The sequence below is a fragment of the Lentilitoribacter sp. EG35 genome, assembly GCF_040784015.1.
Taxonomy (GTDB): Bacteria; Pseudomonadota; Alphaproteobacteria; order Rhizobiales; family Rhizobiaceae; genus Lentilitoribacter.
Genome location: NZ_JBFNGQ010000007.1, coordinates 24,913 through 39,695, shown reverse-complemented (window position 1 = coordinate 39,695; position 14,783 = coordinate 24,913). Strand labels below are relative to the sequence as shown.

Below are 14,783 nucleotides of genomic sequence, written 5' to 3'. Positions count from 1 at the left end.
AACTTTTTTGGCAAGGAATACAATTATGTCTTATGCAGTACAGACAAGTGATATTTCCAAGTTCCCTATTCCATCAGGCGTTTTTGTAGAAAAAGTGATCTCGGTTGAGCATTACACCGACGAATTATTCAAGTTTCGAATTACACGACCTGCGAGTTTTCGATTTAGATCGGGTGAGTTTGTCATGATTGGGTTGCCCAATGCTGAAAAACCAGTTTTCCGTGCCTATTCAATTGCATCGCCAAACTGGGATGAAGAACTGGAATTTTTCTCCATCAAAGTTCCGAATGGTCCCCTTACCGAACATTTGCAGAAGATTAAACCTGGTGATCAAGTCCTGATGCGCAAAAAGCCAACAGGCACGCTTGTTAATGATGCTTTACTACCAGGAAAACGTCTTTGGATGTTCTCGACGGGAACGGGCATTGCACCCTTTGCAAGCCTAATTCGTGATCCAGAAACTTATGAAAAATTCGAAGAGGTTATCCTAACCCATACCTGCCGAACTGTGGCAGAACTAAAATATGGGCAGGACTTAGTGGAGCAGATTAAACATGATCCACTTGTTGGTGAATTTGCAGGTGGTCTAAGGCATTATTGTTCTGTAACTCGAGAAGATTACGAGTTCCAAGGAAGAATTACCGATCTCATGGTATCTGGCAAATTATTTGATGACTTAGATGTGCCAATTATATCACCCAAAGTTGACAGGGCCATGATCTGTGGATCTATGGATATGCTTAAAGATACTAAAGAAGCACTTGAAGGGTTTGGCCTAAATGAAGGGGCAAATAATCGCCCGGATACGTTCGTCGTTGAACGTGCATTTGTAGGATAGGATTTAAAAATGACGAATGAGTTATCACCACAAAGCAAACCGGATCTATCCAACTTTAATTGGGATGATGCATTTCTTATTGAAAATCAACTTGATGTAAATGAACGCATGATCCGCGACAGCGCAAATGCTTATGCTCAAGAAAAACTTGAGCCTCGTATTTTAGCTGCTTTTGAAGAAGAACATACCGATCCGTCTATTTTTGCAGAAATGGGCGAAATGGGATTACTGGGGATCACAATTCCAGAAGAATATGGTGGTCTGGGTGAGAGCTATGTCAGCTACGGGCTGGTTGCGCGTGAGATTGAGCGGGTCGATAGCGGCTATAGATCCATGATGTCAGTCCAGTCTAGTTTGGTTATGTATCCGATCTATGCATATGGCACTGAAGAACAACGTAAAAAATATCTTCCTGTACTTTCGGCGGGCACCTCAATTGGTTGTTTTGGATTAACAGAACCAGATGCAGGTTCTGATCCGGGTGGTATGAAAACAACGGCAAAAAAAACAGACGGCGGATATGTTCTCAACGGGTCTAAAATGTGGATTTCAAATGCACCGATTGCCGATGTTTTTGTTGTTTGGGCTAAATCTGACGCCCATGGTGGCAAGATAAAAGGATTTATCCTGGAAAAGGGAATGAAAGGACTTTCCGCACCCAAGATTGATGGAAAATTATCATTACGTGCTTCAATCACTGGCGAAATTGTTATGGATAATGTCGAAGTCGGCGAAGATGCATTGCTTCCAAATGCATCTGGGCTAAAGGGGCCCTTCGGGTGCCTTAATAGAGCGCGATATGGCATCGCATGGGGTGTGATAGGTGCTGCAGAAGCATGCTGGTTTGGGGCACGTCAGTACGGATTAGACCGCAAACAATTTAGTAAACCGCTTGCGCAAACTCAACTTTTCCAACTCAAATTAGCAAACATGCAAACCGAAATCACATTGGGATTGCAAGCTGCTCTCAGAGTGGGACGGTTGATGGATGAGGGTAATGCAGCTCCTGAAATGATCTCACTTATTAAGCGAAACAATTGTGGCAAAGCTCTCGATATCGCGCGCAATGCAAGAGACATGCATGGCGGCAATGGCATCAGTATGGAATTCCCGATCATTCGCCATATGGTCAACCTAGAAACAGTTAACACTTATGAGGGAACACATGATGTGCACGCCCTTATCTTGGGCCGCGCGCAAACGGGCTTACAGGCCTTTGCTTAAGTGACAGTATTTGCAGAAGTACCATAGTATAAGAGACATTTTCTGTAGCTTTCACACTAAGATAAAGAAAAGTTTTGAATAAAGATCAACGTGAAATAGATGTAAGTTATCTATTCTTAATCATGCAGATATTTTGGCATCGGATGATCTATATTTTATAAGTGGTGGGAGTTACTTTCCAAATAATAGGAGATTGTCCTTAGTAATAGTCATCCTATCTACAATCGGCTTATGTACCAGTACTGTAATCGAGTTCCGAAATAGAAATTATCAAACAACAAAACCAAATGAGGCGATATTTCTACCGCCTCTTTTGCTGACTATACATCCTTGCCAGCCGTGAAATTAAACTCTGCTCCGGTTCGAATACCAGAAGGCCAGCGCGTTGTCATAGTTTTCAGGCGCGTATAAAATCTGACGCCTTCCATACCATGGATGTGATGATCGCCAAATAAAGACCGCTTCCAGCCACCAAAACTGTGATAAGCGACAGGAACTGGGATGGGCACATTGATACCAACCATACCAATTTGAGCGCGGGACCAGAAATCACGCGCTGCGTCGCCATCTCGGGTAAAGATTGCAGTACCATTTCCATATTCATGGTCATTGACCATGTTTACAGCCTCATCATAGCTTTTGCCTCGAACAACAGACAGAACCGGACCAAAAATTTCTTCCTTGTAAATGGACATGTCCGTCGTCACATTATCAAACAGACACCCGCCGATGAAATAACCGTCTTCATATCCTTGAAGTTTTAGACCACGGCCATCAACAGCAAGCGTTGCCCCCTTCTCCAAACCTTGATCGATATAATCATGTATTTTATCAAAACTTTGTTTAGAAATCACCGGACCAAGCTCGGAGCTCGGATCTGTATATGGTGCGACTTTCAAGGACTGAATTCGCGGTGCAAGAGACTCAATCAGACGATCTGCTGTTTCTTCGCCGACCGGAACTGCTACAGATATGGCCATGCATCGTTCGCCAGCAGAACCATAGGCGGAACCAATTAAGGCGTCCGTCACCTGTTCCATATCTGCGTCCGGCATAATAATCATGTGATTTTTTGCACCGCAAAGAGCCTGAACACGCTTACCAGTATCTGTACCACGTTTATAGATATATTCGCCAATAGCTGTCGAACCAACAAAGCTAACTGCATCTATTTTTGGATGATCCAACAATGCATCAACGGCCTCTTTGTCTCCATTTACAACATTGAATACACCTTCTGGCAATCCGGCTTCCGCCAAGAGTTCAGCAATACGCAAAACAACCGTCGGGTCTTTTTCAGACGGTTTAAGGACAAACGTATTCCCACAGGCAATTGCCACAGGATACATCCATAATGGCACCATGGCTGGAAAATTGAATGGCGTAATACCCGCAACAATTCCGACTGGTTGGCGTACTGAAAAACTATCAACTTGGCTGCCAACTTGCTCGGAATATTCACCTTTTAGAACTTGTGGAATGCTGGACGCGAACTCAACGACCTCAATACCACGTGCTATTTCACCCTCAGCATCTGGTAAAGTCTTGCCGTGCTCTGCGGATAACAATTCCGCCAACTCTTTGGTATGACGTTTCAGTAAATTTCGAAAGTTAAACATAACCGCCGCACGTTTGGCCGGTGGAGTGGCAGCCCACGCAGGAAGCGCTTGTGCTGCGACTTCAATTACCGTATCGACATCCGTTTTCGATGCGAGCGAAACCTTTCCCGTAACACTACCTGTGGCAGGGTTGATAATATCTGAGGTGCGACCAGCAGTACCTGGCCAATGTTCGTTAGATAAGAAATGACCTATAGAATTCATGCTGAATATCTTTCATGTGCTTGTGTTAATGTGAAGTTAGTTCTGTCGATAGTTTTATTGAGCAGTTGCGCGCAATCGTTCTGATCGGCGCCTTAGAAACTCCAACGTAATGAGCAGTGTTACTGAGATCAAAATAAGCAAGGTTGCGACCGCAAGGATTGTCGGATTGATCTGTTCTCTCAGACCAGAAAACATCTGACGAGGTATTGTTCTTTGTCCCGGGCCTGCCAGGAAAAGCACCAGCACAACCTCATCAAATGAGGTAACGAAAGCAAACAATCCACCAGATATAACCCCCGGTCGAATAAGCGGGATTACGATATCGCGAAAAGACTTAAACGGTGATGCGCCCATGCTAATGCCGGCATTATAAAGAGACCGATCAAAACCAGAGAGCGTTGCTGTTACCGTTATGATAACAAACGGTATCCCAAGCGCGGCATGGGCTATGATCAAGCCTACGTAACTCCCGACGAGATTAAAACGTGTATAGAAAAAGAACATACCTGCGGCCACTATTATTAGCGGTACGATCATTGGTGATAACAACAATGCCATGAAGAAGCGCTTGAACGGCATGACAGGTGAGGAAAGACCAACTGCTGCAATCGTGCCCAACACAGTGGCTATTAGTGCAGCAAAAATTCCGACAATAAAGCTGTTTTTGATAGACAAAATCCACTTGGGATCATCAAAAATATTCGTATACCACCGCACCGAATATGCCGCCGGATCAAAGGACAACATACCTTCGGTAAAAGAGAAATATGGCTCAGCATTAAATGACAAAGGAATGATTATCAAAATTGGAACCATCAAGAACAAAAGCACCAGATAGGCAGAAAGCTTTAATCCATAATGACCCATATAGTGCCAAAAATTGTAATATGGTGGAAATTTATTCATTTTCTTTATCCCAACTTAATGTTTCCGGCTCCGACAAAACGGTCATAAAGCCAGTATAGGAAAAGGATGATAGCCAGCAGGAGCGAACCAAGTGCTGCCGCGAGTTCCCAATTGTTTGATTGTTGCATATGGAAAGCGATGATGTTTGAAATCATCTGCCCGTCCGTACCGCCAACAAGAGCAGGCGTGATGTAATAACCAACGGAAATGATAAACACCAAAAGTGAACCAGCGGATAGGCCGGGTAAAGTCATGGGCAGATAAATTCGCAAAAATGCCGGTATAGGCTTGGCACCCATTGAGAGCGCTGCTCGAAGAAAGCTCGGATCAATACCTTTCATAACACTATAAAGTGGAAGGATCATGAAAGGTAACAAAATATGGGTCATCGCCAATATGGTCGAGAACTCTTTGTACAATAACTCAAGCGGCTCGGAAGTTATGCCCATTGCCAAGAGTGTCGAATTAACCACCCCATTTGTCTGCAAAAGCGCAATCCATGAAGTTGTACGAACCAATAGAGAGGTCCAAAAAGGCAGGAGGACAAACACCATTAGAAAATTCGCTGTGGACGGTCTAATAGTTGCCAGAAAATAAGATAAGGGATAGCCGAGCAGCACACAAAGAACTGTGATGATGAGCGCTATGCGCAAGGTCTTTGTATAAAGTTGTATATATATTTGCGGTCCATCGCGGCCTTGAATCTCGCCCTCTGAACTACGCTCTAGATCGAGCGCCGTTAAAAAATATGAGTCGGTATAAACTTGACCAGCAGAACGAAAGGCACGCCACGTTACAGGCTCACCCCATCGCTTATCTTTCTCGATGAGCAACTTATAGCCATTTGTTCGAAGTTCTTCTTCTTCTACATTTCGGACAAGCCTGGCTGATGATTTGATAACACTACCGAACCCGGGGAATAGACGATTGATTTCTTCCGCAATTTTTCCAGATTTTCTCTCAGCAGCCAACCGTTTTAGATCAACTGAAAATTGATTAAGAATTTCATTTTCAGGTTGCGCATTACCGTCCCAACTTTCCAACATGGATAATGTATCTGGTATGAGTTCGGCAACAACAGGATGGTGCACACCTCTAAAAAGCATGGTTGCTATGGGGGCTACAAATGTAAATGCTAAAAAAGCCAAAAGCGGAGCAACAAATAAGAATGCCGATATTTTTCGACTTCTCAATTCTTGACGAGCGGACCGCGCATCACTTTCTGAAAGTGTATTATTCATCATCGTCTCACATCCAAGGCTGATCTTGCAAAACTAATCTTGAGGCTCCTCGCGCTGCAAAAAGCGCGAGGAACATCTTAAAGTGTGAACTATTTCAAAAGCCACTCATTGAATTTTTCACCTAGAGACTCGCCGTAATCACTCCAGAAAATCCCATCGGCTTTGATGCCTTTTTCAATGTGAGACGTCGGCAAATCAGGAACAACTGCCGGATCAATGAACGGTGCAGAAGACAAACGTGTCGCACCATATGCTACATCAGCCATGCCTGAAAGCTGTTTTGACTGGGTGGCAGATGCAACGTAGTTAAATGCCAATTCCTTCTTCTTTGTGCCTTTTACAACAGCCCAAACATCCAAATCATAAACATGGTTATCCCAGACCATCTCGAATGGTTTGCTGTCTTCCTTAATCGCAGAGAAAATACGACCGTTTGCAGATTGAACCATAACAGCGCCACCATCGTTCAATAACTGTGGAGCTTGTGACCATGAATCAAACCATACAATGTCATCTTTGATTGTTTCCAGCTTGGCAAAGGCACGTGCTTGTCCCTCATCTGTTGCAAGTACAGAATATACATCTGCTGCCGGAACACCATCTGCGATAAGCGCCCATTCCAAGTTAACTTGCGGACGTTTACGGAACGCGCGTTTGCCGGGGAATTTTTTCGTATCAAACAGATCAGCAATAGTTGTTGGTTTGCTTCCACCAATGGACTCATTGTTATAAGCATAAACGATCGTCCATACGATAACGCCAACACCACATTCATTGGCCAAGGCTGCTGGAATGAAGTCATCTTCTGCAGCCACACCATCTGCACCAGCTGGCAAAATGTCACGCGGAATAACTTCAAGTAGTCCTTCAGAACAAGCCCGTTCCAAATCGATCACTTCAATATCCACAACGTCCCATTGAACATTGTTTGCCTCTACCTGCGCTTTGATTTCTGCAATCCCGCCGGAATAATCTTCAAACAGCACATTTGTGCCTGTTTCTTTCATAAAGGGATCAACCATGTGTTTTTGCTGCGCTGCGCCATATGCGCCACCAAAGGACACGACAGTCAGATCTTCAGCTTGAGCTGAAAATGACGCTGCGGCCAGCATAACGCTTGACCCCACCAGTAGTTTTATAAGCTTTTTCATCGTTTTCTCCTGATTGTTTTAGTTAGTTTTGAGAGATCCCACGCTCTCTAGTCGTCCACTGCTCGCCTAAACTGGGTAGGCGAAACAGTCCTTCTCCTGCCAAACAAGCGTACCTTCCTGCCCTTCATCGAAGTCAGGAGCAGCAAGATCGTTTAGAACTTTAATGTTAATCTCAGTTCCGTCAGGCAATTTGAATTGGTATCGAATAAAGTCACCAACATAGTAACGGCTCTCAAAAACCGCTGTCAGCTCATTGTCATATGCATGTTCTGTCGGTTGAATGAAGAGTTTTTCCGGTCTAATGGAAACAATACAATTGTCATTTTCGCCAATACCATCAGCCGCTTGTGCTTTTATGCTTCCACCATCACTTGGCTTTACATCAGCTATGCCATTTTCAATGCGACCAACTTTACCCGGGATGAAATTATTCTCGCCTATAAAATCTGCCACAAATGCATTGCTGGGCCGTTCATACAGAACCGCTGGTGCATCACATTGCTGTACAACTCCATCATTAAACACTGCGATACGGTCTGACATCGACAATGCTTCTGTTTGGTCATGTGTAACGTAAACTACTGTAAATCCGAGTTTTTTGTGTAATCTCGTGATCTCATATTGCATTTGCTCACGCAGTTTTTTATCCAATGCACCTAGTGGTTCATCCATTAGAATCATTGTTGGTTCAAAAATCAAAGCCCGAGATAATGCAACACGTTGTTTTTGGCCACCAGATAGCTGACCGGGATACCGACCTCCAAACTCTTCCATTTCGATGAGTTTAAGATATTTCGCAACACGTTCTTTTATTTGTTCTTTTGGCATTTTCCTCACTGACAGAGGATAGCCAAGATTCTCGCTAATTGTCATATGCGGAAAGAGCGCATAGTTTTGAAAAACAACACCAATGTTTCGTTTGTAGGGAGCTGTTTTTGTAATAGAGGTGCCTAGTATCGAAATGTCACCACTCGTAACACCTTCAAACCCGGCAAGCATCATCAAAACCGTACTTTTCCCAGAGCCAGAAGGCCCTAGCAAGGTTAGAAATTCACCTTCTTTAACATCCAACGTAAAATCTTTAACAACTAGATTTTTTTGGTCATAACTCTTTTTAACATTTTCGAATTTAAGAAACGCTTCACGGTTTTCTCCACCCATATGCGATAGTCCTCCCAGACATTTTCATAAGATGATATGCCGTAAATTTACATAGATATAGAAACAGATGAATTAATGTGATGGGTACAGATTAAATTGAATTCAAAACACTTCGCAAGATAGCAAGACCACCTTCAATTTTCGTAACAGGGACGCTGGAAACTCCTAACCGGAAGTAATTTTCACCTTCTCTTCGGTCGCAAAAACAGTTTGCAATCGCCTCAATAACAAGCCCTTCATCCAGAGAACGTTTTACAATTTGCGTCGAAATACCTCGCTTTTGCGGATCTTCTAAAACGAATGTTGTTCCACCGAAGGCACCAGTAATTTCAAAATCCGAGAACTCTTTATGCAATATAGATTGAGTGAGATTCCAACGACGCTCAAATACATTATGTAGAGATGATAAAAGTGCATCATAATGACCAAACCTCAGAAAGAGGGCCGCAGTATTTTGCAAAATCATAGGTGGATTTCTAATCATTAAACCACGCGAAGCACGCGCTTCGTCGATGATTTTTTCATTGGCAATCATAAAACCGATACGCAAACCCGGTGCCAAACCTTTTGAAAGGCTTGTTATATAAATTACACGTCCGGACTGATCTTCCCGTTGAAGGGCCAATGGTGAGGCGTTTCTATAGTCGACATCACTTTCATAATCATCTTCTATGATCAGGAAATTTTCCTGATTTGCCATTTTGAGCAAAGCTTGGCGGCGCTCAGATGACATTGAAGCTGTTGTTGGAAATTGTCTGTTTGCAGTTATGCAAACCAAATCAACGCCCTTCAATCTATCATCCACAATCATGCCATCTTGATCAACAGGTATGGGTCGCACGTCATCATACATGCCGTTCAATATTTCACGAGTTTCAGGATAGCAAGGGTCCTCAATGGCAACCACTTTCCCTTTACCGCGCAATATTGACGCCGCAATATATAGAGCCTGCTGAGCCCCCATCGTTATCAAAATCTCTTGTGGACGTGCGTATATTCCACGCCTTGGCAATATTCTACTCTTTATCTGTTCCAAAAGTTCTTCACTGTCCTGATAAAAATTATCACCGGACCATACGCTTAGATCTCTTTTGTTCATTGCAAGGCGTGTACATTCGCGCCATTCGGCCAAAGGGAACCGATTTACATCAATTTGCCCACACACAAATGGATAAGGAAAATCACGCCAATTGGCAGGCCTGGGGATGTAGGAATATTTTACAGAATTATCACCACCATTGATATGCTCATCAAGATTAACCTGCGAATAGGTTGTTTTTGGTTGTTCGGCAGGCGTGATCCGAAGATCTTTTCGCACAAAATACCCGGACCTTTGCTTACTCTCAATAAGATTGCCTTCCAGTAACCGATTGTAACTTCCCAGAACCGTATTGAGAGAAACAGATAATTCACGAGCCAGATGCCTGCATGATGGGAGCTTTACGCCAGGCTCTAGAATGCCATCCAAAATATGGCGCGAAATTTCAAAATGAATTTGATCTCTCAATCCAGTTTTTGAAGATCTGTCTATATCAATTCTTAAACTCATCCAGCGCGTCCCACACATGTCTTGCTTCAACATACGACACAAAAACAACCCAGCGTCATCAGAAAAAATTGAAAAACTTTATCCTGTAACAACCAATTTGATCAACGTTTTGCTGCCATATTGCGCAAACACATCCATAGACAGCCTAAGCTCTCGGATCAATCAATGCTGATTTTGCAGATTAACCAACGTATGGCAATGCAGATGCAATCTTGCGGACTGAATAAATCCTCAAAATTCGATCTTGCTACGACGTTTCCTGCTGAGAAATACGCGGCACAAGAGCCACCAATAGATCTTTCATATTGAGCATACCAACTGGTACATCCCCATCATTAACTTGATAATTTTTCGACGCATCGCCACCAGATAAAGCTATAAGGTCTTCAAGATTGTCGTTGATATCAACAATACCGTTTGACGTTTTATCAATTTTACCCTTTGTCATAACCGAACGTACTCGCAAAACTCTTGCTCGATTTATGTCCGAAACAAAGTCTTCAATATAAGGATCATTAGGGTGTAATAAAATATGTTGTGGTTCGCCTTGCTGCACAACCTCACCATCTTTTAAGATCACCAAATGGTCTGCAAGCTTGAGCGCCTCATCCAGATCGTGGGTGATAAATATAATTGTTTTCTGAAGCTCATCTTGAAGCTCTAATAGCAAATTCTGCATGTCGGTACGTATCAAAGGGTCAAGCGCAGAAAACGCCTCATCCATCAGCATAATTTCACTGTCAGAACCAAGCGCTCGCGCAATGCCTACGCGTTGTTGCATCCCGCCTGATAGTTGATGGGGGTAGTGATCCTCGTACCCAGATAGTCCAACACGCTCAAGCCAACTCCGATTACGTTCGTCAGCTTCCGCAATATTTTCTCCACGAATTTTTGCCGACATGCCAACATTTTGCAATACCGTTTTATGTGGCAAAAGTGCGAAATTTTGAAACACCATCGACATGGCATTTCGACGTAAGGTACGCAATTCGTCAACATTTAGTGCCAATACATCGCGTCCGTCTATGACAACCTCACCGCCAGTGGGTTCGACAAGGCGATTCAAATGTCGGATTAATGTGGACTTCCCAGAACCTGAAAGCCCCATAATAACCGTAGTCTTTCCGCTTTGCATATCAATATTGATGTTTTGCAAGCCAAGAACATGTCCGTGAATGTCAAGTAGTTCCGACTTGCTCATCCCACTTTTCACGTGCTCCAGCATTTCTCCAGGTGCGTTGCCAAATATTTTATACAAGTTTCGAATTGATATTTTTGGTTGTTGTGTCATGATATCTACCCCTTATGGGTCACGTTGATACGCGACAATGCAGCTTTGCTGACACGGTCCAACATAATTGCGAGCAAAACAATGCACACACCCGAGACAAGGCCAACACCAAGTTCAAGATTCCGAATGCCCCTCAGCACCAGTACACCAAGTCCGGGTGCCGAAACCAATGATGCAATAACTACCATTGCCAACGACATCATGATTGTTTGATTGAGACCTGCCATAATTGTAGGCAGCGCAAGTGGAATTTCAACACCAAATAGTTTTTGGCGCGTCGACATACCAAAGGCATTTGCGGCCTCTATGACATCTTTATCGACAAGCCTAATACCAAGATCTGTCAAACGAATGATCGGCACAACGGCATAAAGGATAATCGCAATCCCATAGAGTTTGGATTCTGTTACCGAAAACAAGAAGATCAATGGAATAAGATAAACAAATGTCGGCAGTGTCTGAAGCATATCTAAAATGGGAATACCAACGCGCTGTAGTTTATCATTTTTGGACATCAGTATGCCGACAGGCACTCCTATCAATACGCTCACCCCAGTACAAACAAAGATAATCGATAAGGTTTGTGCCGCGTAACTATAATGATCAATGATAGCCATAAACAGCAAAGTTACAGCCACCAATAAAACGCCCTTAATGGTACGCGTCACAAGATATGTCGCCACAAGCAGAAGCGGTATCATGAGAAACCAAGGCATACTTTCAAAAAACCAAAGCGATCCGTCAAGAGCCCAACTCAGCGGTTCGGTGATTGGATCCAGCACCTGCTTTAACCCGCCCTTAATAACCAAAAACCCATTCTCGACGGCCGATGTCATATCGCGCGTCCGACCTATTGCGCCACATGCATCGTGCAAGTTATCAAGAGACGGAAACGGGGTATTCCAACCCGAGACTGCAGCTTCTTGCTCTGCCTCAGATGCGCCGTTTGCGCGTGCCAGAAGTTGCGCCATCGTCAAAGGACCATCTTCTTTTGAAGCATCACACCAGTCGCGCAGTCCTAGGACATTAAAAAGTCCATCATAATAAGCCATTGATTATCCCCGTCCCAGCTCAATTCCCAGTTCCGGCTTCTGCGGCCGAATTTAAAAAAAGGTGCCATCTCAGAGGCACCTTTTTCAATTATATTTACTTGATTAAAGCCGACAACTTTGTCTTAGCATCATCAGTAATCCATTTTGACCAAACATCAGGATAAGTGGTTAAAAAATGAACAGCCGCTTCTTCGTTCGAAGCTGAGTTGACTTCTTTCCAGGATAATACTTCACCCATCTGCGCATTAGTAAATGAAACCTTAGACATCAAGTCAGCTATTTCAGGATTTCGCGTCTGGAAGTCGGCCGTTACAACTGTTTTCACTGGGCCAATGGGCCAGCTTGATTTGCCAACAGCATCACAATCTGGATCTGCCATACATGCAAATACTTCTGGGTCATGAGCACCTAAATCGATAGATACCATCGGGTATTTACCCAAAACAGCGGTCGGAGCCCAATAATATCCGAGCCAAGGTTCGTTGTTTTCAAACGCAGCGGCAATTGAAGTTGCTAGTGTTTCACCTGAACCATGTTGGAAAATTTCAAACCCAGCATCGACAAGGCCGTAATTTTTTGTCATGTCAGCATTGACATTTTTACAGCCCCAGCCGTCTGGGCAACTATGAAAACGACCACCAAAAAGTTCTTTATTAGCAATAATTCCTTCAACTGTTGCCAGTTCGGGACGTTCATCTACAAGTGATTTAGGAACCCACCATCCTTCAATGCCACCATCGGACAGCACATCAGCGATTGTTTTAATCTTACCGGATTCACTTAGCTCTTTATATGCGGGTGTTCCGTTGGTCCATAATTCTGTGACAATGTCGGGTGTGCCAGTTTCTGCAACGGATACCAGCGCAGGAGTAGTGGATGAAGGAACCGTTGATACACTGCATCCATAACCCTGTTCCATAATAAATTTTGAAACGTGTGTAACAACCGCGGAGGATGCCCAATTCATTTCGGTAATGGATACATCGCCGCATTTGGCGTGCGCAACGCCCGCAGTCAATGTCATGGCCGCTGTCAGTGTCAATAATTTTATCATAAATGTATACCTCTTAAGTCGGTTTAGCCGTTATTTTAAATAAGCTTTAAGGAAATTTTCGTGAGCTTCGTCAGTCGCGATTTGAAAACGCGTGAGAATGCACGTCAGTCACAATATTTGAACAAGCATACGTTCTTTGCACGTGCAGCTCGTTAAGCCTTAGCAAGTAAAGCCTGTGAAATGTCTGTTTTATTGCCGTTATTATTATTTTTATTTCAGATGAAATTGTAGCAACCTTTGGTACGCTTAAACAGATCTACTATCTTAAACAATGCAGCTAGTATTACAACCCGCTAACAACATTTCATCGATAATCTCGCGGATTTAGCTTAGTAATGAAAGTAACTAAACAACCATTTCAGCAACTGTTCTTGTTTTTTGAGTAAATTAGTGCTGGCTCAATCCATTCCGACAAGATAATAAACTATTTTTGAAGATCGTAATTATAGAGAGCACTTATCTATATCTTGAGCGTCGCTTTAATTGCTGGATCAGGTGTACATAATATGAGTGGTTTAAAAATCGCGGGTACTGGCAGAGCATTACCAAGCCATAAAGTTTTAGCTGCCGAACTCGATAAGAAACATAACTTTGAAGCAGGACACATTGAAGCTGTAACTGGCGTCATGACCCGTTATTTCTGTGAACATGAAAACCAAATCGACATGGGGGTTGATGCCGCGCGCAAGGCACTTCAAGACGCAGGCATTGAACCTACCAACCTTGATTTAATTATAAGTGCAGCGGCTGTGCCTTATCAGCCTATTCCAGCCACGGGCCCGGCAATTCAGCGTGCCTTGGGAATTGACGACGGGCAGTGTTTTGCAACCGACATCAACTGCACATGTCTTGGCTTTCCAACTGCACTACATTTTGCAGATGGTTTGCTGCGCTCTGGTATTTATTCAAATATTCTCGTAGTTTCATCTGAGGTTGCCTCACGTGCATTACCTTGGGAAACACAATCACATGTGGCAGGATTGTTTGGAGACGGAGCAGCAGCAGCGGTTCTAAAACTCGGAGCGGGCGCCGGCATTCGAGCTGCAAAATTTGCAACTTACTCCTCCGCTTATGATGCATGTATGATTGGCTCCGGAGGCACAAGGTTTGATTTTGAAAAAGAAACCTCGCTTTTCTCTGCGCACAGCAAGTTCACGATGGACGGTAGAGAACTTTTTAAAATAACAGCAAAACATTTTGGTTCTTTTGTAAAAAAGTTGCTTACTGATGCCAACACTAATCAGGCAAACATAGACCGTGTTATCGCCCATCAAGCTAGTCCCGGAGCACTGGCTCACATGATTAAACTATGTAAGTTTGAACAGGAGCAAGTGGTAAATATTGCTGCCGATTTCGGAAATCAAATTGCCGCTTCAATTCCCTTCACATTAGATTACGCGCGAGAAAACAGGCTGATCGAACGTGGAAATCGAATTTTGCTTCTCGGCACATCCGCAGGTGTTTCGTTTGGCGGTCTTGTGATGGATGTATGA

The 14,783-nt window shown here is 43.6% G+C and carries 12 protein-coding genes; 3 read left to right on the top strand and 9 right to left on the bottom strand.

Features of this window, described 5'->3' with window-relative positions:
* The first annotated feature begins 25 nt into the window (after positions 1-25).
* Positions 26-838 carry a ferredoxin--NADP reductase gene (locus AB2J24_RS12960; RefSeq protein ID WP_367385760.1) on the top strand — a complete coding sequence of 271 codons (813 nt, stop codon included), beginning with the start codon at positions 26-28 and terminating at the stop codon, positions 836-838.
* Between the two features lie 9 nt (positions 839-847).
* Complete coding sequence (locus tag AB2J24_RS12955; protein WP_367385759.1) at positions 848-2,062, top strand: acyl-CoA dehydrogenase; 1,215 nt, start codon at positions 848-850, stop codon at positions 2,060-2,062.
* A gap of 320 nt (positions 2,063-2,382) precedes the next feature.
* On the opposite strand, the gene AB2J24_RS12950 is transcribed toward AB2J24_RS12955, so the two are convergent.
* The 9 genes from AB2J24_RS12950 to AB2J24_RS12910 all read right to left on the bottom strand — a co-directional run bounded on the left by AB2J24_RS12950 (position 2,383) and on the right by AB2J24_RS12910 (position 13,290).
* The gene (locus AB2J24_RS12950) at positions 2,383-3,885 is read right to left on the bottom strand and encodes a CoA-acylating methylmalonate-semialdehyde dehydrogenase (RefSeq protein WP_367385758.1); all 1,503 of its coding nucleotides are present in this window, start codon (positions 3,883-3,885) and stop codon (positions 2,383-2,385) included.
* Positions 3,886-3,939: 54 nt separating this feature from the next.
* Positions 3,940-4,791 carry an ABC transporter permease gene (locus tag AB2J24_RS12945; protein WP_367385757.1) on the bottom strand — a complete coding sequence of 284 codons (852 nt, stop codon included), beginning with the start codon at positions 4,789-4,791 and terminating at the stop codon, positions 3,940-3,942.
* A 5-nt stretch (positions 4,792-4,796) separates the two neighbouring features.
* Positions 4,797-6,035 carry an ABC transporter permease gene (locus tag AB2J24_RS12940; RefSeq protein ID WP_367385756.1) on the bottom strand — a complete coding sequence of 413 codons (1,239 nt, stop codon included), beginning with the start codon at positions 6,033-6,035 and terminating at the stop codon, positions 4,797-4,799.
* A gap of 86 nt (positions 6,036-6,121) precedes the next feature.
* On the bottom strand, positions 6,122-7,183 hold the full coding sequence (locus AB2J24_RS12935) for an ABC transporter substrate-binding protein (RefSeq protein ID WP_162652094.1): 1,062 nt from the start codon (positions 7,181-7,183) through the stop codon (positions 6,122-6,124).
* A 66-nt stretch (positions 7,184-7,249) separates the two neighbouring features.
* A complete protein-coding gene (locus tag AB2J24_RS12930; RefSeq protein WP_367385755.1) occupies positions 7,250-8,344 on the bottom strand; it encodes an ABC transporter ATP-binding protein in 1,095 nt (364 codons plus the stop codon).
* Between the two features lie 91 nt (positions 8,345-8,435).
* Positions 8,436-9,893, bottom strand: a complete 1,458-nt coding sequence (locus tag AB2J24_RS12925) for a PLP-dependent aminotransferase family protein (RefSeq protein ID WP_162652096.1) — start codon at positions 9,891-9,893, stop codon at positions 8,436-8,438.
* 247 nt (positions 9,894-10,140) lie between these two features.
* Entirely contained in the window at positions 10,141-11,184 is a 1,044-nt protein-coding gene (locus AB2J24_RS12920; protein ID WP_162652097.1) for an ATP-binding cassette domain-containing protein, read from the bottom strand.
* A gap of 5 nt (positions 11,185-11,189) precedes the next feature.
* A complete protein-coding gene (locus AB2J24_RS12915; protein WP_162652098.1) occupies positions 11,190-12,236 on the bottom strand; it encodes an ABC transporter permease in 1,047 nt (348 codons plus the stop codon).
* Positions 12,237-12,330: 94 nt separating this feature from the next.
* Entirely contained in the window at positions 12,331-13,290 is a 960-nt protein-coding gene (locus AB2J24_RS12910; protein ID WP_162652099.1) for an ABC transporter substrate-binding protein, read from the bottom strand.
* Positions 13,291-13,796: 506 nt separating this feature from the next.
* Between AB2J24_RS12910 and AB2J24_RS12905 the strand changes: the two genes are divergently transcribed.
* Positions 13,797-14,783 (top strand): 3-oxoacyl-ACP synthase III family protein, encoded by a 987-nt coding sequence (locus AB2J24_RS12905; RefSeq protein WP_162652100.1) that lies wholly within the window; start codon positions 13,797-13,799, stop codon positions 14,781-14,783.